At 70.5% G+C, this 19,283-nt stretch carries 13 protein-coding genes and 1 tRNA gene; 5 read left to right on the plus strand and 9 right to left on the minus strand.

Going from position 1 to position 19,283, the window contains the following annotated elements:
- Positions 1-41: 41 nt before the first annotated feature.
- The 8 genes from PIQ37_RS06175 to PIQ37_RS06210 form a co-directional block, all read right to left on the minus strand.
- On the minus strand, positions 42-1,223 hold the full coding sequence (locus PIQ37_RS06175) for a VWA domain-containing protein (RefSeq protein ID WP_342072781.1): 1,182 nt from the start codon (positions 1,221-1,223) through the stop codon (positions 42-44).
- Complete coding sequence (locus tag PIQ37_RS06180; protein WP_342072782.1) at positions 1,220-3,535, minus strand: DUF5682 family protein; 2,316 nt, start codon at positions 3,533-3,535, stop codon at positions 1,220-1,222. The genes PIQ37_RS06175 and PIQ37_RS06180 overlap by 4 nt, the downstream gene beginning before the upstream one ends.
- A gap of 14 nt (positions 3,536-3,549) precedes the next feature.
- Entirely contained in the window at positions 3,550-4,632 is a 1,083-nt protein-coding gene (locus tag PIQ37_RS06185; protein ID WP_342072783.1) for an ATP-binding protein, read from the minus strand.
- A gap of 26 nt (positions 4,633-4,658) precedes the next feature.
- Complete coding sequence (locus PIQ37_RS06190) at positions 4,659-6,185, minus strand: DUF5691 domain-containing protein (RefSeq protein ID WP_342072784.1); 1,527 nt, start codon at positions 6,183-6,185, stop codon at positions 4,659-4,661.
- Complete coding sequence (locus PIQ37_RS06195) at positions 6,182-7,513, minus strand: SWIM zinc finger family protein (protein ID WP_342072785.1); 1,332 nt, start codon at positions 7,511-7,513, stop codon at positions 6,182-6,184. The genes PIQ37_RS06190 and PIQ37_RS06195 overlap by 4 nt, the downstream gene beginning before the upstream one ends.
- 392 nt (positions 7,514-7,905) lie before the next feature.
- Positions 7,906-8,106, minus strand: a complete 201-nt coding sequence (locus PIQ37_RS06200; protein ID WP_342072786.1) for a hypothetical protein — start codon at positions 8,104-8,106, stop codon at positions 7,906-7,908.
- A 264-nt stretch (positions 8,107-8,370) separates the two neighbouring features.
- Positions 8,371-9,621 (minus strand): sensor histidine kinase, encoded by a 1,251-nt coding sequence (locus tag PIQ37_RS06205; protein ID WP_342072787.1) that lies wholly within the window; start codon positions 9,619-9,621, stop codon positions 8,371-8,373.
- On the minus strand, positions 9,618-10,307 hold the full coding sequence (locus tag PIQ37_RS06210; RefSeq protein ID WP_342072788.1) for a response regulator: 690 nt from the start codon (positions 10,305-10,307) through the stop codon (positions 9,618-9,620). Before PIQ37_RS06210 ends, PIQ37_RS06205 begins: the two co-directional genes overlap by 4 nt.
- A 112-nt stretch (positions 10,308-10,419) precedes the next feature.
- Between PIQ37_RS06210 and PIQ37_RS06215 the strand changes: the two genes are divergently transcribed.
- Genes PIQ37_RS06215 through PIQ37_RS06235 form a run of 5 tightly spaced genes read left to right on the plus strand, consistent with a single transcriptional unit; the run spans position 10,420 to position 18,804 of the window.
- A complete protein-coding gene (locus tag PIQ37_RS06215; protein WP_407136536.1) occupies positions 10,420-11,877 on the plus strand; it encodes an efflux transporter outer membrane subunit in 1,458 nt (485 codons plus the stop codon).
- Positions 11,878-11,904: 27 nt separating this feature from the next.
- A complete protein-coding gene (locus PIQ37_RS06220; protein ID WP_342072790.1) occupies positions 11,905-12,723 on the plus strand; it encodes a MipA/OmpV family protein in 819 nt (272 codons plus the stop codon).
- Between the two features lie 23 nt (positions 12,724-12,746).
- Positions 12,747-13,865, plus strand: a complete 1,119-nt coding sequence (locus PIQ37_RS06225) for an efflux RND transporter periplasmic adaptor subunit (RefSeq protein WP_342072791.1) — start codon at positions 12,747-12,749, stop codon at positions 13,863-13,865.
- Complete coding sequence (locus PIQ37_RS06230) at positions 13,862-16,936, plus strand: efflux RND transporter permease subunit (protein WP_342072792.1); 3,075 nt, start codon at positions 13,862-13,864, stop codon at positions 16,934-16,936. Before PIQ37_RS06225 ends, PIQ37_RS06230 begins: the two co-directional genes overlap by 4 nt.
- The gene (locus PIQ37_RS06235; protein ID WP_342072793.1) at positions 16,933-18,804 is read left to right on the plus strand and encodes a lipase family alpha/beta hydrolase; all 1,872 of its coding nucleotides are present in this window, start codon (positions 16,933-16,935) and stop codon (positions 18,802-18,804) included. Before PIQ37_RS06230 ends, PIQ37_RS06235 begins: the two co-directional genes overlap by 4 nt.
- Before the next feature lie 402 nt (positions 18,805-19,206).
- Here PIQ37_RS06235 and PIQ37_RS06240 read toward each other — a convergent pair.
- Positions 19,207-19,282, minus strand: a tRNA-Glu gene (locus PIQ37_RS06240).
- Position 19,283: the final 1 nt, after the last annotated feature.

Consider the following 19,283-nt stretch of genomic DNA (forward strand, 5'->3'; position numbering starts at 1 on the left):
AGGCGGCCCCGCAACCCAAGACACTATCAGCAGCAGCAACCTCACCGCACCGTCACCAACCCCTGCGCCCCCGCCCACTGCTGGATGTCGTCACGGCGGATCGCCGCGGCCATCAGGCCTGGGAATGCGTCCGGGGTGCAGGCGAACGACGGCACGCCAAGCGCCGCCAGCTTGGCCGCCAGGGCGCGGTCGTAGGACGGTGTGCCTTCGTCGCTGAGGGCCAGCAGCACGATGAACTGCACGCCGGATTCGACCAGTTCGCGGGCGCGCGCCAGCAGCCGGTCCTCGACGCCGCCTTCGTACAGGTCGGAGATCAGCACCAGGATGGCGTTGTGCGGCTCGCGGATGATGCTCTGGCAATAGCTAACGGCGCGGTGGATGTCGGTGCCGCCGCCCAGTTGCACGCCGAACAGCAGGTCCACCGGGTCGTCCAGTTGCTCGCTCATGTCGACCACTTCGGTGTCGAACACCACTAGGCGCGTGGACACCGCCGGCAGCGAGGCCATCACCGCGCCGAAGATGCTGGAATACACCACCGAGGCGGCCATGGAGCCGCTCTGGTCGATGCACAGCAGGACTTCGCGTTGCGGCTTCCTGGCCTTGCGGCCGTAGCCGACCAGGTCCTGCGGCACCACGGTGCGCAGGTCGGGTTGCCAGTGCCGCAGGTTGCTGCGGATGGTGCGGTGCCAGTCGATCTCGGCCAGCCGCGGGCGACGGTTGCGGCGTGCGCGATCCAGGGCGCCGGTCACCGCCGAGCGCATCGGTTCCTCGAGCTGGCGCAGCAGGCTCTCCACCACCTGGCGCACGACCATGCGCGCGGTGTCCTTGGTCTGCGCCGGAATCACCCGGCTCAGGCCGATCAGGTTGGCGACCAGGTGCACGTCGGGCTGCACCTGCTCGAGCATTTCCTTTTCCAGCAGCATCTGGGTTAGATCCAGGCGCTGCAGGGCATCGCGCTGCATCACCTGCACCACCGACGAGGGGAAGTAGCGGCGGATGTCGCCCAGCCAGCGGGCCACATTGGGCGAGGAGGCCCCTCGCCCGCCGCGGCGCCCCAGGCCGCCCGGACCATCGGGTTCGTACAGCGCGGCCAGCGCCTGATCGATGCCCTGCAGCGGCTTGGGCAAGGCGCCGCAACTGGATTCGGCCTCCTGCCCCAGGATCAGGCGCCAGCGCTGCGCGCGCGAGGTGGGCGTGTCGGGTGTGGATGGCGTGTCGGTCATGCGGACAATCCCAGCAGTTCGCGCAGCATCGGCACCGCGCGCTCGGCGCGGCCCAGGTTCCAATCGGGGACGACAGCGGCCTCGGTTTTCTCCACCGGTGCCTGGCGCACGCGCGCTCCCAGGTCGCGACGGTCGGCGGGCTGGAAGGCGCCGAAGGTGCGCCGTACCAGCGGCAGCACGCGCACCAGTTGCGCCTCGTCCAGCGCCACGACCCAGGCGTCGATCATCTGCCACACGGCATCGTCGTGCAGCAGCACGGTGGCGTTGCGGTTGAGGAAGCCGTCCAGCCATTGCGCGGCCTGCAGCGGTTCGGCGCCGGGCGACAGGTGCTGCTGCAGTTGCAGGTGCACGGTGCTGCCCTGCACCGCCTGCGTGTCGAACAGCAGCCGCAGCGCGACGCCCTGCAGCAACGCGTTGCATGCCGGCGACAGCGCCACGCGTTGCAACGCCTGTTGCCAGCTGGCGCTGCCGTCCGCATCGCCGCGCAGGCCGATGGCGCGATCGGCGTCCAGGACGGTGCTGCGCGCCTGCTCGGCGCGAGCCTCGTCGAGGCTGGACAGCGCCAGGGTCAGGCCAATGACCGCGCGCGCCAGCATGCTGTCAAACAGGTGCGCGACCTGGTGGCCTTCGGTCTGGCGGACATTGCCGTAGCGGTACACGTTGGCCAGTGGCGGCAGCGCGCCGAGCAACGCCAGCGGGTCGGCATCGGTGGCGGCGCGGGCCTCCAGTTCGGCGGCGATCGCGCTGACCGCCTGCGGCAGGTCGGCCAGCAGCACCTGGTCCACCAGCGTCGACAACGCAGGCAGCGCCTCGGCCTTGCGCGCCTGCGCGATGGCCATGCTGGACGCGGCATCGGCCAGGGTCTGCCCATGGCGGCTGGCCTGCACCAGGTCCACCAGGAACTGCGGCTGCCAGGCCAGTTGCCAGATTTCGTGGAAGGTGCCGCGTGCGGACTGCCCGGTGCGCGCCAGCCGGCCCCATTCGATGCCGATCAGGCGCAGCCGATGCAGCAGATGGCTGCGCGCCAGATCGGTGTCCTTGCGCAGGTCCAGATCCAGGGTTTTTTCCAGCGCTTCGGGTTTCAGGCGCAGGCGCTTCTGCTGCGCCTCCAGGTCGCGCTGCAGCGGCACCGCCGGCACGCTGTCGGGCACTTGCCCCAGGGCGTCGCCGACCATCAGGCGCTCGCGGATGAGCCGCATGGGCGCATCGTCGCCATTGCAGATGACCGCACGGCTGGCTTCGGCGATGTCGTCCAGGCCCGGGGCCGGATGACCACGCAAGGCAGCCAGGGTGTCGGCCAGGCGGGTGGCCTCGATCAGGTGCGCCGACGAGCAGTCGAGTCCGTGGTCGCGCAACAGGCGCCCCACCCGCGCGTACCAGCCGACGGCGCGTTGGTCGTGGACGCCGCTGCTGCGCCATAGGTGGTCGTACCAGCCCGGCGCCTCCACGCCGGCGCCGTAGCCGCTGTCCATGCTCAGGTGGCGATAGGTCCACGGCACCCAGGTGCTCTGCGTCTTGCGCTTGGGCATGGCCTTGAGCAGGCGGCTGTCCGCGGTGGCGCTGTTGGCGCGCAACGCGGCCGGCTGCAACGCCGGCACATGCCAGGCGCCGCAGACCACCGCGACGCGCGTGAACGCCTTGCTGGCGCTGCGCAGCGCGCTGCGCATGTGCGCTTCGCGCACGGCCTCGTGTTCGCCGCGCAGGCCGGGATGCTCCGGCGTGTGTTCGCGCACGGCGGCCATGGCCTCGGCGATGGCGTCGAACAGCCCCTGCCCGTCGCCCCGCTCTTCCACCATGTGGTTCCACCAGGCCTCGCCGTCGGCATGGCCGGCGGCGCGCGCCAACCAGTCCAGCGGATCGGACGGACGCACCTCGGCGCGCTCGTCCTCGATTGTGTCGGCGTCGTCCTGCGCCGGTGGCGGCGTGTCCGCCGACTCCGGCGTTTGGTCTGCAGGCGCAGCCACGCGCTCGGCACGCGCCTGCGCCTGCCATTCCAGGGTCAAGGCCGGCGGCACGTCCATGAAACGTACCGGCACGCCGTTGCGCAGCGCCCAGTGCATGGCCTGCCATTCCGGGGAGTACGCCGCATACGGATGGAACACGGCCAGCTGCGGGTCGTCGACGCAATAGGACAGCAGGGCCACCGGCGGCTGCATGCCCTCCTCCAGCACGTGCGTCAGCAATGCCTCGGCACCTACCGGCCCTTCGATCAGCACGCAGTCCGGCTGCAGGGCTGTCAACGCGGCGACCAGGCTGCGCGCGCAGCCGGGGCCGTGGTGGCGAATGCCGAACAGGGAGATGGCTTCGCTCATCGACGCCGGCCCGCTCAGGCCTGCTCGCGGAACGCGCGGTAGAGGTCCTTCCAGTCCTCGCGCTCCTTCACCACGGTTTCCAGGTATTCCTTCCACACCAGCGCGTCCTGCACCGGATCCTTGACGATGGCGCCGATCATGCCGGCGGCCATATCGCCAGGGCGCAACACGCCGTCGCCAAAATGGCCGGCCAGGGCCATGCCGTTGTTGATCACCGAAATGACCTCGGCGGTGGAGAGCGTGGCGGTCGGGCTCTTCAGCTTGGCCTTGCCGTCTTCGGTGACGCCATTGCGCAACTCGCGGAAGATGCGCACCACCCGCGCCACTTCCTGCAGCGCCGGCGGCTCGGCCGGCAGGTCCAGCGCCGCGCCCATTTCGGCCACGCGCTTGCGCACGATCGCCACTTCGTGCTCCTCGCTGGACGGCACCGGCAGGATCACGGTGTTGAAGCGGCGCTTCAGCGCGCTGGACAGTTCGTTGACGCCCTTGTCGCGGTTGTTGGCGGTGGCGATCACGCTGAAGCCGCGCACCGCCTGCACTTCGCTGCCCAGCTCCGGAATCGGCAGGGTCTTTTCCGACAGCACGGTGATCAGCGCGTCCTGCACGTCGGCCGGGATCCGGGTGAGTTCCTCGATGCGGGCGATCTTGCCCAGGCGCATGGCCTGCATCAGCGGACTCGGCACCAGCGCCTTCTCGCTGGGCCCGTTGGCCAGCAGCTGCGCATAGTTCCAGCCGTAGCGGATCTGCTCTTCGCTGGTGCCGGCGGTGCCCTGCACCAGCAGCGTGGAATCGCCGCTGATCGCCGCGGTCATGTGCTCGGACACCCACGACTTGGCGGTGCCCGGCACGCCGAACAGCAGCAGGGCGCGATCGGTGGCGATGGTCGCCACGGCCACTTCCATCAGGCGGCGGTCGCCGATGTACTTGGGGCTGACCACGAAGCCGTTCTCCAGCGTGCCGCCGAGCAGATAGGTCACCACCGCCCAGGGCGACAGCTGCCAGTTGGCAGGCCGCTGGCGGTTGTCCTGGCGGCGCAGTTCCTCCAGTTCCTCGGCGTATTGGTGTTCGGCGTGCTGGCGCAGGACGGCGGTGCTCATGAGGTCTCCAATGGAAGGTGTGAGGATCAGGATGCGGCGTGCAGGGTCTGGCGCAGGACCAGGAGCTGGCGGGCCTGCTGCACGCAATCGAGCATGGCGGCGGTGGCGTCTGCCGGCGGATCGGCCACCTGCACCTGCGGCAATGCGGACGGATGCAGGACGGCGAGCAGTTCCAGCAGTGCGTCGCGCAGCAGATAGTCGTGGCGCAGCATCGGAGCGCCGAACAGCGAGCCCAGGTCTGTCGCCAGCGACTGCGAATAGGCGGCGCTCAAGTGCTGGCCGTGGGCGGTGCCGGCCAGCACCTCGCCGAGCAGCGCCTGCCGCTGCAGTTGCGCGGTGTTCGGCGGCCAGTAACGCTCGCGCCGCTCCGGCGGCAGCAGGGCCAGCAGCTCGCTCGGGCTGCGCTGCCGTTGCTCCACGTCGAGCAGGGCTTCCACCCAGGCCGGCTCGCTGGCGTCCACCTGCTCCAGCCATGCACGCAGCAGGGCGGCGTCCCACTCCGTGGTGCGGGACCAGGCCAGCACCTCTTGCGGGGTCTTCTCCAGCGTGCGGCACCACCAGGCGAGCGGCAACTGCCGCACCAGTTGATAGAGCCACCAGGCGCGCTCACCGAGCGCGTCGCTGCCGGGCCGCTTGCTGTCGATGGCCGCCTCGTTCCAGCCGGCATCGGCCGCCCTCGGCGCCTCCAGGGTCCAGCTCACTCGGCGCAACAGGCCGGTGCGCTGCTGTTGCAACACCGCCGACATCTGCGCCTGCAGGTACTGCGCGTGCGCGGTGGACGGCAATCGCGCCAGCATCGGCCCGGCCAACTGGCGGACCTCGCGGCTGCGGTCCTTCAGCAGTTGCTGCAGGAACGGCGCATCGGCTTCGCACAACTGCGGCCGCAACGCATCGACGCAGGCGGCGCGTTCACGTGCGGACAGTTCCTTCTGCGCGTCCTGCAGGCGCTGGCGCGCGCCGTCGGGGTCGGACGCGCGCAACTGCCGCAAGGCCAGCAGGCGCGCATCGAACGCGCCCTCCTTCCAGATCCGCGCCAGATCGGCAGGCGTCTGCGCCGCCGCTACCGCATCGACGGCGTAGGTCCACTCCGTATTGCGCGCCGCGAGCCAGCGGCCACGCGCCCCCAGCACCGGGCGCAATGCGCCCCGCAGCGCGCTCAGGCGCGCGCCTGCGTCCAATGCCTGCGGCAGTACTGCGACCGGCAGATGCTGGCCGCGTGCGGCCAGTTGCAGGCAGGCTTCGTGGCGAAGGCGTTTCAGCCAGGCTGCGGGCTGCGCGCTGGCGAACAGCGCCCGCAACAGCGGCACCCAGGCATGGTCTGCGGGCAGCGCTTGCGGATCAGGTGGCGCGGGCGGCGGTAGCGGCAGTGGCGCGCCGAGACGCAGCGCCGCACGCCGGCAGGCGGCCAACGCGCCCACCTGCAGGCTATAGCCCCGTGCGGCATCGTCCTGCGTGGCGATGGCGGCGAGCACCTCGCCGAGTGCGCCATCGAGGGGAATCCGTTGCGGGTGATCGATGCCCAGCAGCGCCGGCTTCAACCAGGCCTCGTTCATGCCGCGCTCCTTTCCCAGCGCTCGCCCTGCGCGTTCCACGCGCTGAGTGGCCACAGCGTGTCGCCATCCCACTCGCCCATCAGACAGACAGGATGACCGCCGGCGAACGCGAGCAGCGCCCAACCCTGCATCGCGGGCAACTGCAACGGCAGGCTGCCTTCGCTGTGCTGCGCCAGGACGCTGCGGCCATCGTGCGCGACGTGCGCCTCCTGCAGGCGCATCGGCACCTGTGGCAGCCATGGGTTGAGCGCAAGCGCACGGGCGGCGGCGTCGAGGGTGTCGGTGCGCGGCAGCGCGGCGCCGGCCTCCACGCCGGCATCGAGTTCGCCCGGCACGGCGCGCAACGGCACCGTGCCCGGATGGAAATGCAGGCGGCCGGCATGCACATGACCGTTGCGCCACTGCTGCTCCCATCCACGGCCCCCGTGGCTGTACTCCTGCAGCAGCGCGGGGCGGCCGCTGTCCAGGCCCTGCAGCCACACCCGGCGTTCCAGCAGATTGCCCGGCTGCTCGATCAGGTGCTGGCCCTGCACATGCCAACGATCGTGCACCGCCTCGCCTTCGCGCAACACCGTGTCGCGCTCCAGTGGCCAGCCCAGCGCGGCACGCAGGTCCGCCTGGCGAGCGGCGCTGAAGTCCCCTGCGCGCGGCACCGCTTGGACCAACAGTTGCAGCAGGCCGAGGCGTTCGCCAAGGTCGGCGAGCTGCGCGAGATCGCGGCCGCTCTCGCCCACGGCGCGCTCCAACTGCGTGGCCAGGCCCGGAGCCTGCGCATCGACCATGCGCGCCATCATGCGCCGCGCGTCCTGGGCGAATTCAGCGCCCAGGTTGGCCAGGCCCTGGCGGAACTGGTCGGCGATCCAGCGTTGCAGTTCCGCCGCGCCGGCCTGCATGCGCGTCCAACGTGCCTGTTCGCGCCTGGCCGCCGCCGCGGCCTGGACCTGCGGATCGGGCGGCGTTGTGCTGGCAGCGGCCTCCTCCTTGCGTGCCGCGCGTTCGCGACGGCCCTGCATCCATTCCTCGACCCAGGGCGGGCGGGTGCCCGGCACGCAGCGCGGGTTGCCGTCGGCATACAGCAGCAGCATGGCCAGGCCATGCTTGCACGGAAACTTGCGGCTGGGGCACGAGCATCGGCTTACCAGCGCGATCAGGTCCACCTGGGTCTGGTAGGGCTTGGCGCCACTGCCCTGGCATTCTCCCCACAGCACCTCGGCGTCGGCGCCGAGCAGGCCCCATTTTGCGTCCGTGGCCAGGCCGGCGGCCGCCTTGGCCGATGCCGCATCCGGCGCAAGCGCGAGGACCTGCTCGCGCGTGAGTCGCACTTCCATATCCGTACTCATCTCAGCGTCTGGTCGATGATAGCCGAGGTTGTGTGGCAATCAGCGACATGATCGGCGCCGGACACGTGGCACGCGGGCGGCTGCCTCGTTGGCTCACCGACCGCGTGTGCCTCGGCGCTGACAACCGGGCATGCGACGTCGTTCGATGGCGCCTGTCATTCCTTGGCTGGCTGCGGCGTCACGCACCCCTCGCATGTCGCACTGCCGCACCTGCAGCCGCGGGATTCAGGGCACCTCTGATAACGCGATATTGCGCGGCTCGGCATGAGGTCTTGCCTCGAGCGTAGGAGCGGCTTCAGCCGCGACGGGCATTCCCGATAACGCCCGTCGCGGCTCAAGCCGCTCCTACCCATGGTCTTCGTCGTTGTTAGAGGTGTCCTTCAGCCGCCCCGCGACAACCGCCGCCGGATCTGGGCGCGCTGTTTCGGGCTGAATGCAGCGGCGTGGGTCTGCAGCAGTGCGATCACCGCCGTATGCGCCGCCTCGGTGCGACGTTGCAGTTCCCGGGTGGCGGCGTGCTCGATGGAGCGCCATTCGGCGGGGGTGGTTCCGGTTGGGAGGGCGGTGCTGTCTGCGTGCATTGCGGGATCCGATTGCGGCACGGGGCGGGCCGATGCAGGTGTCGACCTTGATGCACTTTACCGCCAAGCAGGTCATCGGTGGTTCGTGCCGCGTGGACGGCCAGATGCAGGACCGTATCTGCGCTCCGCAGTCCGGCGCGTGGATGTGCCGCGGTCGACGGGTTCATCGACGAGGTGCCGTTCGCCCGCGACATCGAGCACGGGCACTGCGATGCGGGCGAATTGGGCGCCACGCCCCCGCCAGATCCCGCAGCCTTGCGAGCCTCAGGCCAGGCGCTTGCGCGGGTTCGCCGCAGACGCACCTGTGACCAGCGCATCCGCGTCGCCTGCAGGCGCATGCGGCAGGCGCACCCGCGCGCATAGCCCGCCGCCTGCGCGGTTGGCGAATTCCAGCGTGCCGCCGTGGGCCTGGCAGATGGCCGCGGCGATCGACAGGCCCAGTCCGCTGCCGCCGGAATGGCGTGCCCGCGAGTCGTCGGCGCGCCAGAAACGGTCGCCCATGCGCGCCAGCGCCTCCTCGTCCACGCCGGGACCGCGGTCGGCCACGCGGATCAGCACCTCATCAGTATCGGTCTGCGCCTCCAGCGCCAGTTCGCCGCCGGCCGCGGCGTAGCGCAGCGCATTGTCGATCAGCACCGACAGCACCTGCCCCAGGCGGTCGCGGTCGGCGCTGATGTGCAACTGCTCGGGAATGCGCACCTGCACCTGCATGCCGGCCTCCTGCAGCGGCTGCGCGGCCCAGGTCAGGCGTTCGCGGACCAGGGCGCCGAGTGCGAACCGCTGTGGCTCCAGCATCAACTGGTTGGCGCGGGCCATCGACAGCAGGTGCAGGTCGCCGACCAGGCGATTGATCTGCTCGAGCTGGCGCTGGACCATGCGCAACTGCTCCTCGCTGCTCGGGAACACCTGGTCGAGCATGCCCTGCACCCGGCCCATCGCCGCGTTGAGCGGGGTGCGCAGTTCGTGCGCCAGCATCGCGCTGGACTCGCGCACCTCGCGCTCGTACTGCTGCAGCTGCGCGCTCATGCCGTTGAAGTCGGTCGCCAGCCCGGCCAGTTCGTCCGGGGCGCCGGGCACCACGCGCGCACGTGCGGCGAAATCGCCATCGCTGATCCGCCGCGCCGCCTCGGCGACGTTGGAGAACTGCCGCGACAATGGTCGCGAAGCGAGCAGGCCGCAGATCACGATCACCGGGATCGAGGCCAGCACCATGCCGGCCAGCAGCCACCAGTCGCGACTGGCCAGCCCGGGCAGGAAGTCGGCCACGTCGTAGTAGGTTTCGAACAGTTCCCATAGGCGCCGCGCATTGCTGTGCGGATCCTCGCGCAGCTGCAGCATCTCCTGCCGCGCCTGCGGCGGCAGGCGGCTCAGGGTGGAGACGTCCCAGATCGCGAAGCGCAGCACCATGCCCAGCGCGATCGCGATGATGGTCAGCACCGCCAGCGCGCTCATGCGCAGGCCTACCCATTGCCACAGCGGCGCGTGGCGCTTGCGGCGGAACCAGGCCCAGTTCATCGGAAGCGATAGCCGATAGCACGCACGGTCACCAGCAGGCCGGTGACCTGCTCGTGTTCCAGCTTCTTGCGCAGGTTGTGCACGTGCGCATCCACCACCCGCTCCAGCGCGTCGCTGTCGGGCAGGCAGATCTCCAGCAGTTCGCTGCGGGTGAAGGCCTTGAACGGCGTCTTCATCAACGTCGCGAGGATGTTGAACTCGGTCGGGGTCAGTTCCAGCGCCACCTCGTGGCCGTCGGCATCGCGCACCGTGGCGCGCACCGCCGCGGTGTCCACGGTGAGCCGCTTGTGGCGCAGCGGCTCCTCGCTGGCACGCGCCGGCCCGGCGCGGCGCAGCACCGCATACACCCGGGCCACCACTTCCTTGGGGCTATACGGCTTGACCACGTAGTCGTCGGCGCCGTAACGCAAGGCACCGAGCTTCTCCGGCTCGTCGCCCATCGCGGTGACCATGATCACCGGCGTGTCGCTGCTGCGGCGGATCGTGGACAGCACTTCGGTGCCGCTGAGCCGCGGCAGCATCACGTCCAACAGCACCAGGTCCGGCTTCCACTGCGCATGCACCGCCACCGCCTTCTGCCCGTCCTCGGCGATGGTGACCTCGAAGCCGTCGCGGCGCAGGTAGGCCTCGAGGATGCTGGCGCTGTCGGCATCGTCTTCGACCAGCAGGATCTTCTTCGCGTGCATTGCCCGGTGCCCGTGTTTGGCGTCTTGATGGAATCTTGAAGATTCCTAGAAGGCGGCTTGAACATGCCCGCCGATGCTGGCAGTCGAGTTCGATCACCCGGCCGCTGCCATGATTCTACCGTCCCTGCCGCTTCGCCCGTGTCGCATCCGCGCCCTGCTCGGCCTGCTCGCGCTCGCCCTGGGTGGCTGCTCCCTGGCGCCGGTCTACCAACGCCCGCAACCGGCCCTGCCGCCCACCTTCGCCGCGACCACGGCGACCGCGGCCGCTGCACCGGATCGTGGCGAGAATACGCTCACCGACCAGGAACAGCAGTTCGTGCGGGCATTCTCGCCGCAGCACGACCTGACCCCGCTGCTGACCCAGGCGCTGGCCCACGATCCGGACTTCCGCAATGCCGTGCTGAGCGTGCAGCAGGCGCGTGCCCAGTACCGCATCGAACGCGCGCAGCAGCTGCCGCAGCTCGGCCTCGATGCCCAGGGCACGCGCCGCAGCTACGACGACGCGGCCACGCAGGCGCGCTACGGCCAGAAGCTGAGTACAGTCGCGGTCGGCGTGGATGGCTTCGAACTGGACCTGTTCGGCAAGCTGGCGTCGCTGTCGGCGGCGGCGCAGCAGCGCTACCTGGCCTCCGAAGACGGTCGCCAGGCGGCGCGCGGTGCGCTGATCGCCGAGGTGCTGCGGGCCTACACGCTGGAACGCGCCGCCCTGCAGAGCCAGCAGCAGGCGCAGACCATCGCCGAACGCAGTGCGGCGCTGCTGGCGATCGCCACGCGCCAGCAGGCGGTCGGGCTGATCTCCCGCGATGCGCTGGACCGCCAGCGCCACGACGACGACCAAGCGCAGGCGCGCGCGCAACAGGCCGCCAGCGACCACGCCGCCGCCCGCCGTGCCCTGCAGCTGCTCGCCGGCTACGCCACGCCGGATGGCGCCGGCACCCTGCAGGACCTGCTGCCGGGTGCCGAGCAGGACGACGGCCGCACCTGGCGCGACCTCGACTCGCAGCTGCTGCTGCAGCGCCCGGACGTGCGCCAGGCCGAAGCCGAACTGCGCGCACGCAATGCCGACATCGGCGCCGCACGCGCCGCGTTCTTCCCATCGATCCGCCTGAGCACCTCGCTGGGCACCGCCAGCGAGGCATTGAACGGCCTGTTCATGCCCGGCAGCCGCACCTGGAGCTTCATGCCGCAGTTGCTGCTGCCGCTATTCGACGGCGGCCGCAACCGCGCCAACCTGGATCTTGCACAGCTGCGCAAGGACGGCGCGGTGGCCGACTACGAGAAGACCCTGGAGGCCGCGTTCCGCGAGGTCGCCGATGCGCTGGATGCGCTGCCGGCGCTGCAGCAGCGCGAGCGCGGCGAACGCTCCAACCTGGAGCGCGAACGCCAGCGCGTGGCGCGCCTGCAGCAGCGCGTGGCGCAAGGGCTGCAGGACCGCCCTGAGTTGCTGGCCGGCGACATCCAGGCCGCGCAGGCCGAACTGGCGCATCTGCAGGCGCGCCAGGACCTGTTGCTCGATCGCATCGCGCTGTTCCGCGCGTTCTATGGCGTGCCGCTGCCGCACGCGCCCTGACCTTTCCCCCGCACGAGGTTGCCCCCGATGAAACATCTCCTGTCCGTTCTGTCGCCCACGCTGACCGTGGCGGTGCTGGCGCTGCCGCCGGCCGCGCACGCCGCAGACCCCGACCCGGCCCCCAGCGCCGGCCTGTTCGGCGACCGCACCCAACTGAGCGTGGGCGCCGGCGCCATGCTGACCCCGCGCTATGCCGGTTCCGCCGACGATCGCGTGCAGGCGGTGCCGGTGTTCTCGGTGCAGCGCGGCATCCTGTTCGCTGATACGGTGCGCGGCGCCGGCGTGCAGTTTCAGAACGCGCACGGCTTCTCCGCCAGCCAGTCGTTCGGCTACGACCTGGGCCGCCTGCAGCGCAACAGCAGCTGGCGCCCCGGCTCCAAGAGCCTGGCCGGCATGGGCGACGTGCCTGGCGCGATCACCGCGCGCAGCCTGGTCATGCAGCAGCTCACCCCGTACCTGGCGCTGGACGCCGAGGCGGAGTTCGCGCTGAAGGACGGTGCGCGCCGCAACCGCTACCGCGCCGGCGCGCGCTTCACCCTGCTGCAGGCCGCGGCCGACAACGTGACCCTGGACCTGGGCGCGCACTTCGGCGACCGCCGCTTCAACCAGGCGTATTTCGGCGTCACCGAAGCGCAAAGCCTGACCAGCGGATTCCAACCTCACCGCGCCGATGCCGGCGTGTATGCCTACACCGTCGGTGCCGAATGGGATCACACCCTGTCGCCGCACTGGACCGCCTCGCTGCTGCTCAACGCCACCCGCTACGTCGGCCCCGCCGACGGCAGCCCAGTGGTGCGTCGCCGCGCCGCTGCCGGCGGCGGCGCCACCGTCACCTACACCTTCTGAACGTTTCCGGGACACCGCCGATCATGACCCTGCGCCCCACCCTGCTTCTCACGCTGTGCCTGCCGCTGGCCGCGCTGGCGCTGTCCGGCTGCGGCCGCGAGGCTGCGCCGCCCGCCGACGCCCCGCGCGCGGTCAAGCTGGAAACCGTCGGCAGCGATGCCGCGCGCGACAGCACCCGCTACCTCGCCCAGGTGCGCCAGCAACAACGCGCCGATCTCGGCTTCGAAGGCGGCGGCCGCATCGCCGCCATCGCCGTGGACGTGGGTGACCGCGTGCACGCCGGCCAGGTGCTCGCACGCCTGGACCCGGAACCGAACAGCCTGCGCCTGCAGCAGGCCGAGGCCGGCGTCGGCATCGCCGCGGCAGACCTGCAGCAGCAGCAGACCCAGCTCGCCCAGCAGCAGGCCATGTTCGACGACGGCGCCGCCTCGGCCGCGACCCTGACCGCGGCCAAGAGCGCCTTCGCCGCGGCGCAGGCGAAGGTACGCAGCGCGCAGTCGGACCTGGCGCTGGCGCGCCGCGCGGTGCGCCAGTCGGAACTGGGCGCACCGTTCGACGGCAGCGTGGTGGCACGCCTGCAGCAGCCCGACAGCCTTGTGAGCGCAGGCCAGCCGGTCCTGCAACTGGACGGCACCGATCGCGCGCAGGTGCTGGCGACGCTGCCGGCCGATCGCGCGGCGGCACTGCAACCGGGCCAGAGCGTCCTCGCCTACCGCAGCAGCGCGCCGCAGCAGGCGCTACCGCTGCGCCTGCGCAGCGTGTCCGAACGCGTGGACGGCGGGGCCACCGTGCAGGCGCTGTTCGACAGCACCGGCACCGATGCCGTGCAGCCGCGCAGCGGCGAATCGCTGCTGCTGGCCCTGCCCGACAACGCCGCCGATCAGGCGCCGAGCGTGCCGTTGAGCGCGCTGATCCCGAGCATGGCCGATGGCCAGACCATGTTGTTCGTGTACCGCCAGGACAGCGGCAGCGTGCGCCGCCGCCAGGTCGTCACTGGACACGCAGATGGCGGCCGCGTGCAGATCCTGCGCGGCCTGGCCCCGGGCGAGCGCATCGTCGCCGCCGGCGCCGCCTTCCTCCACGACGGCCAGCACGTCGTGCCGTTCCGTCCCACCACCCGCCTCGGCACCGTCTCGCCATGAACCTGACCCGCGCCACCCTGCAATCGAGCCGCCTGGCGCTGTTCAGCGCCGCCCTGATCCTGATCGGCGGCATCGTCACCTTTCTCGGTTTTCCCTCGCAGGAGGAACCCAGCGTGACCGTGCGCGATGCGATCGTGCAGGTCGGTTACCCCGGCATGCCCAGCGAGCGCGTGGAGAACCTGCTCGCGCGTCCGTTGGAGGAACGGCTGCGCGAGGTCAGCGGGCTGAAGAAGATCGTCACCACCATCCATCCCGGCAGCGCCATCGTGCAGGTCACCGCGCAGGACAGCGTCAAGGACCTGCCGGCGCTGTGGCAGCGCGTGCGCAGCAAGGCCGCCGAAGCCGGCGCCGAGCTGCCCGCGGGCACGCAGGGGCCGCTGGTTGACGACGACTTCGGCCGTGTCGCCATCGCCTCGATCGCGGTCACCGCGCCCGGCTTCAACACCGCCGAAATGCTCGGACCGCTGCGGCAGATGCGCGCGCAGCTGTACGCCGTGCCGGGCGTCGAGCGGGTCACCTTCCACGGTCTGCGGGACGAACGCATCTATGTCGCCTTCGACCGCACCAAATTGGGCGAGGCCGGCCTCACCCCGGCCGCGGTCGCGCAGCAACTGCGCGCGCAGAACGTGGTCGCCGGCGGCGGCCTGGTCGCCGCGTCGGGCATGGCGATGACCGTGACCACCTCCGGCGAGGTGCGCGACCTCGACGAGCTGCGCAATACCCCGATCGCCACGCAGGGCGCCGACGGCCCGCGGCAGATCCCGCTGGCGCAACTGGCGCGCATCGAGCTGATGCCGGTGGATCCGCCGGAGGCCGGCGCGATCTACCAGGGCCAGCCGGCGGTGGTGGTGGCGGTGTCGATGGCCCCGGGCAACAACGTCGCCGAGGTCGGCAAGGCGCTGCGACGCACCCTGGGCGAGACCGCCAAGGCGCTGCCGGTGGGTTTCGCGCAACACGTGGTCACCTTCCAGGCCGACGTGGTCGAGCGCGAGATGGGCAAGATGCATCACGTGATGGGCGAGACCATCGTCATCGTGATGGCGGTGGTGATGCTGTTCCTCGGCTGGCGCACCGGCCTGATCGTCGGCGCGATCGTGCCGCTGACCATCCTCGGCGCACTGATCGCGATGCGGGCACTGAACGTGGAACTGCAGACCGTGTCCATCGCCGCGATCATCCTGGCGCTGGGCCTGCTGGTGGACAACGGCATCGTCATCGCCGAGGACATCGAGCGGCGCCTGGCCGCCGGCGAGGAACGCCGCGCCGCCTGCGAGGCCGCCGGCCGCAGCCTGGCGATCCCGCTGCTGACCTCTTCCCTGGTGATCGTGCTGGCGTTCTCGCCGTTCTTCTTCGGCCAGACCAGCACCAACGAATACATGCGCTCGCTGGCGATCGTGCTGGCGGTGACCCTGCTCGGCTCGTGGCTGCTCAGCATCACCATCACCCCGCTGCTGTGCATGTACTTCGCCCGCGCGCATGCCGCGCCCGCCGACGGCCATGGCGACACCTATACGTCCGGACCGTATCGCCTGTACCGGCGAGCGATCGAGGCCTTGCTGGCGCACAAGGCGCTGTTCCTGGGCAGCATGCTGGCCCTGCTGGCGCTGGCGGTGACCGTGCTGGTCTCGGTGCCGTACAGCTTCCTGCCCAAGTCCGACCGCCTGCAGTTCCAGATGCCGGTGACCCTGCAGCCGGGCAGCGATGCGCGCGAAACCCTACGCACCGTGCAGTCGATCAGCCAGTGGCTGGCCGACCGTCGGCAGAACCCGCAGATCGTCGACAGCATCGGCTACGTCGCCGATGGCGGCCCGCGCATCGTGCTCGGGCTGAACCCGCCGCTGCCGGCGGCCAACATCGCCTACTTCACCGTCAGCGTGCGGCCGGGCAGCGACATCGATGCGCTGATCGCCAAGGTGCGTACCCACCTGCGCCAGGCCTACCCGGCGGTACGCGCCGAGCCCAAGCGGTTCTCCCTGGGCTCGACCGAATCCGGCGTGGCGATCTACCGGGTGATCGGCCCGGACGAAACGCAACTGCGCCGGATCGCCGCCGGCATCGCCGACGCCCTGCGTGCCCTGCCCGGCACGCTGGACGTCAGCGACGACTGGGACAGCCGCATTCCGCGCTACGTGGTGCAGGTGGACCAGGCCAAGGCGCGCCGCGCCGGCGTCGCCAGCGAGGACATCGCCCAGGCGCTGCAACAGCGCTACGGCGGCGTGGATGCCTCGGTGATCCACGACGACGGCAGCTCCGTGCCGATCGTGCTGCGCGGCGACAGCGATCAGCACGCACGCGGCGGCAATCCCGGCGACACGCCGATCTACCCGTCCTCCGGTGCCGCGCCGCTGCCGCTGGCGGCGATCGCCGACATCCAACTGAGTTCGGAACCCTCGACGATCCAGCGCCGCAACCTGAGCCGCGCCATCACCATCACCGGCCGCAACCCGGACCTGACCACCGACCAGGTAGTGGACGCACTGGCCGACAAGGTCGCGGCGCTGCGCCTGCCGCCGGGCTACCGCATCGAGATGGGCGGCGAACTGGAGGACGCCGCCGAAGCCAACCAGGCGCTGCTGCAGTACATGCCGCATGCAATGGGCGCGATCCTGCTGCTGTTCGTGTGGCAGTTCAATTCGTTCCGCAAGCTGTTCATCGTGGTCGCCAGCATTCCGTTCGTGCTGATCGGCGCCACCCTCGCCCTGCTGGTCACCGGTTATCCGTTCGGCTTCATGGCCACCTTCGGCCTGCTCGCGCTGGCCGGCATCATCGTCAACAACGCGGTGCTGCTGCTGGAGCGGATCGAGGCCGAACTGGCCGATGGCCTGAGCCGGCACGAGGCGGTGATCGCCGCGGCGGTCAAGCGCCTGCGCCCGATCGTGATGACCAAGCTGACCTGCATCGTCGGCCTGGTCCCATTGATGCTGTTCGCCGGCCCGCTGTGGACCGGCATGGCCATCACCATGATCGGCGGCCTGGCCCTGGGCACGCTGGTGACCCTGGGGGTGATCCCGGTGCTGTACGACCTGCTGTTCGCACGCCGCGCCGGCACGCCGGTGAAGGTCGCGGCATGAAGCGGCAGCGCTGGCACCGCGTGATCCTGGCCTGCGTCGTGCTGTGCATGTCGCTGTGCGCCGGCGGCTGTGCCAGCGTCACCCTGCAACGCGTGGATGCGGCGCGCTACATCCAGGCCAAGCGCGGCGACGCGCTGAGCACCGCGCGCCCCAGCGATACCGCGCTGCAGACGCTGAACGTGGCCGGCCTCGACGCGGCACGCTGCACGGCGACGGTGCCGCCGTGCATCGACCGGTTGCTCGGCAATGCCGACATGGACCAGGAACGTACCCTGGCGACGGCGGCGGAACTGTCGCTGCTGGCCGCGCAACGCGCCGCCAGGCAACGCCCGGACAGCGATGCCACGCTGGCCGCCTGGCTGCAGACCGCGCGTTACGCCTACGCCTACCTGTTCTTCAGCGGACGCACGCCCAGCGAACGCGCTTTCGAGGAACGCCAGACCCAGGTGCGCGACTACTACAACTACGCCGTGCAGCAGGCGGTGACCGCGTTGTTCGCCCGCTACCGGCGGCATCCGCCGGCCACGCACGACGCCGGTGCGCAGATCGCCGCCCTGCCCGACTGGACGGTGACGCTGGATGCCAGCGGCGTCGGCAGCCCGCAGGACATGCCGATGCCCGAGACGATGCTGGCGGCCAGCGGCCTGCGTTTCGATGGGCTGCGCAGCGTGTATCGGCGCGATGGCTTCGGCGCGGAGATGGTCGCGGTCCTGCCGCCGCCGGCGGCGGAGGCTATCCGCAGCGCCGACGCCGCTCCTGTCTACAGCGACATGCCCACCCCCAACCTCACGGTGCTGCTGCGTTTCGATGGCCGCACGCTCAAGCAGGTGCTGGCCAGCCACAGCGCGCACGTGGAAGTCCACGACCCCTCGCTCGGCGATCGGGTCACGATGGGCGGTGTCGATGTGCCGCTGGCCGCCAATTTCAGCGCCGGCTACGGCGTGTGGATGGCGCGCGCCGGTTTCGCCGCGCAATCGCTGCGCACCCTGCTCGGCCTCGGGCATGGCATCGACCGGCCGCACGTGTTCCTGACCCAGCCCTACGATCCGAACCGGCGCGTGCTGGTGCTGCTGCACGGGCTGGCCAGCAGCCCGGAGGCCTGGGTCAACCTGGCCAACGACCTGCTCGGCGATCCGCAGGTCCGCGCGCGCTATCAGATCTGGTTCGTCTACTACCCGACCAACCTGCCGATCCCCTACACCCACCTGCAGGTTCGCAACGCCCTGGAGCAGACGCTGGACCAGCTCGATCCGCAACGCCGTAGCGTCTCCGCACATGACATGGTGCTGATCGGGCACAGCATGGGCGGCGTGCTGGCGCGCTTGATGGTGTCCTCCAGCGACGGCGAAGGCCTGTGGCGAACCCTGTTCGACGGGGCGGCGCTGGATCCGCAGGCGCGCCAGGCACTGCACGCCAGGCTCGGACCGATGCTGCAGTTCGCGCCGATGCCGGAAGTGTCCGAGGCGATCTTCCTGGCCACGCCGCAGCGCGGCACGCCCGAAGCCGCCGGCACGGTGGGCGAACTGGCACGCGCCGTGATCGGCCTGCCGCGGCGCGTCCTCGATCAGTTCCAGGACATCGCGGGCAAGAACATGCTCGGCGGGCTGCCCAACAGCATCGACAGCCTCAGCGACCACGACCCTTTCATCCTCGCCGCGGCGCAGTTGCCGATCTCACCGCAGGTGACCTATCACTCCATCATCGGGCAGGAGGATCCGCGCGTGCCGCTGGCGCAGTCCAGCGACGGCATCGTGCCGTACTGGAGCGCCCACCTGCCCGGCGCCGCCTCGGAAACGGTGATCGTCTACGGACACAGCGTGCAACGCACGCCGCAGGCGATCCTGCAGATCCGCCGGCTGCTGCATTGAACTGGCTCAGCGCTAGCCCCTCATCGATGCAGCACCAGCCCCATTAAGCCCCTCTCCCACCGGGAGAGGGGTTGGGGTGTGGGTACGGGGCGCGAAGCGCCTGCACAGATCTGGCCATGCGAGGCTACGCCCGTACCCTCATCCGCCCCTGCGGGGCACCTTCTCCCGGTGGGAGAAGGGAGCAGCCAAAGCCCCTCTCCCCTCGGGAGAGGGGTTGGGGTGAGGGTGCGGGAGCCGCCTCGCCCCCCGGATGCAGGCATGAAAAGAACAGCAGCACCGCTCGCTCGAAGAAGCCAGCGATCCACCCTGCTTCCAGCCCATGCTCGCCGCATCTTGCAGCCACCGCACACGACCGCCGCGCGCATAAAAAAACACCCGGCAGTGCCGGGTGTTTTCGAAAAGTGGCGTCCCCACGGGGATTCGAACCCCGGTCGCCACCGTGAAAGGGTGATGTCCTAGGCCTCTAGACGATGGGGACG

Origin of the sequence: Xanthomonas protegens, assembly GCF_038442435.1 — a bacterium.
In the GTDB taxonomy this organism is placed as follows: Bacteria; Pseudomonadota; Gammaproteobacteria; order Xanthomonadales; family Xanthomonadaceae; genus Xanthomonas_A; species Xanthomonas_A sontii.

Coding starts and splice junctions, on each gene's coding strand:
- PIQ37_RS06210 (WP_342072788.1), bottom strand. CDS start 10,307: ATGCACGCGAAGAAGATCCTGCTGGTCGAAGACGATGCCGACAGCGCC.
- PIQ37_RS06220 (WP_342072790.1), top strand. CDS start 11,905: ATGAAACATCTCCTGTCCGTTCTGTCGCCCACGCTGACCGTGGCGGTG.
- PIQ37_RS06185 (WP_342072783.1), bottom strand. CDS start 4,632: ATGAGCACCGCCGTCCTGCGCCAGCACGCCGAACACCAATACGCCGAG.
- PIQ37_RS06205 (WP_342072787.1), bottom strand. CDS start 9,621: ATGAACTGGGCCTGGTTCCGCCGCAAGCGCCACGCGCCGCTGTGGCAA.
- PIQ37_RS06180 (WP_342072782.1), bottom strand. CDS start 3,535: ATGAGCGAAGCCATCTCCCTGTTCGGCATTCGCCACCACGGCCCCGGC.
- PIQ37_RS06175 (WP_342072781.1), bottom strand. CDS start 1,223: ATGACCGACACGCCATCCACACCCGACACGCCCACCTCGCGCGCGCAG.
- PIQ37_RS06230 (WP_342072792.1), top strand. CDS start 13,862: ATGAACCTGACCCGCGCCACCCTGCAATCGAGCCGCCTGGCGCTGTTC.
- PIQ37_RS06195 (WP_342072785.1), bottom strand. CDS start 7,513: ATGGAAGTGCGACTCACGCGCGAGCAGGTCCTCGCGCTTGCGCCGGAT.
- PIQ37_RS06200 (WP_342072786.1), bottom strand. CDS start 8,106: ATGCACGCAGACAGCACCGCCCTCCCAACCGGAACCACCCCCGCCGAA.
- PIQ37_RS06190 (WP_342072784.1), bottom strand. CDS start 6,185: ATGAACGAGGCCTGGTTGAAGCCGGCGCTGCTGGGCATCGATCACCCG.
- PIQ37_RS06225 (WP_342072791.1), top strand. CDS start 12,747: ATGACCCTGCGCCCCACCCTGCTTCTCACGCTGTGCCTGCCGCTGGCC.
- PIQ37_RS06235 (WP_342072793.1), top strand. CDS start 16,933: ATGAAGCGGCAGCGCTGGCACCGCGTGATCCTGGCCTGCGTCGTGCTG.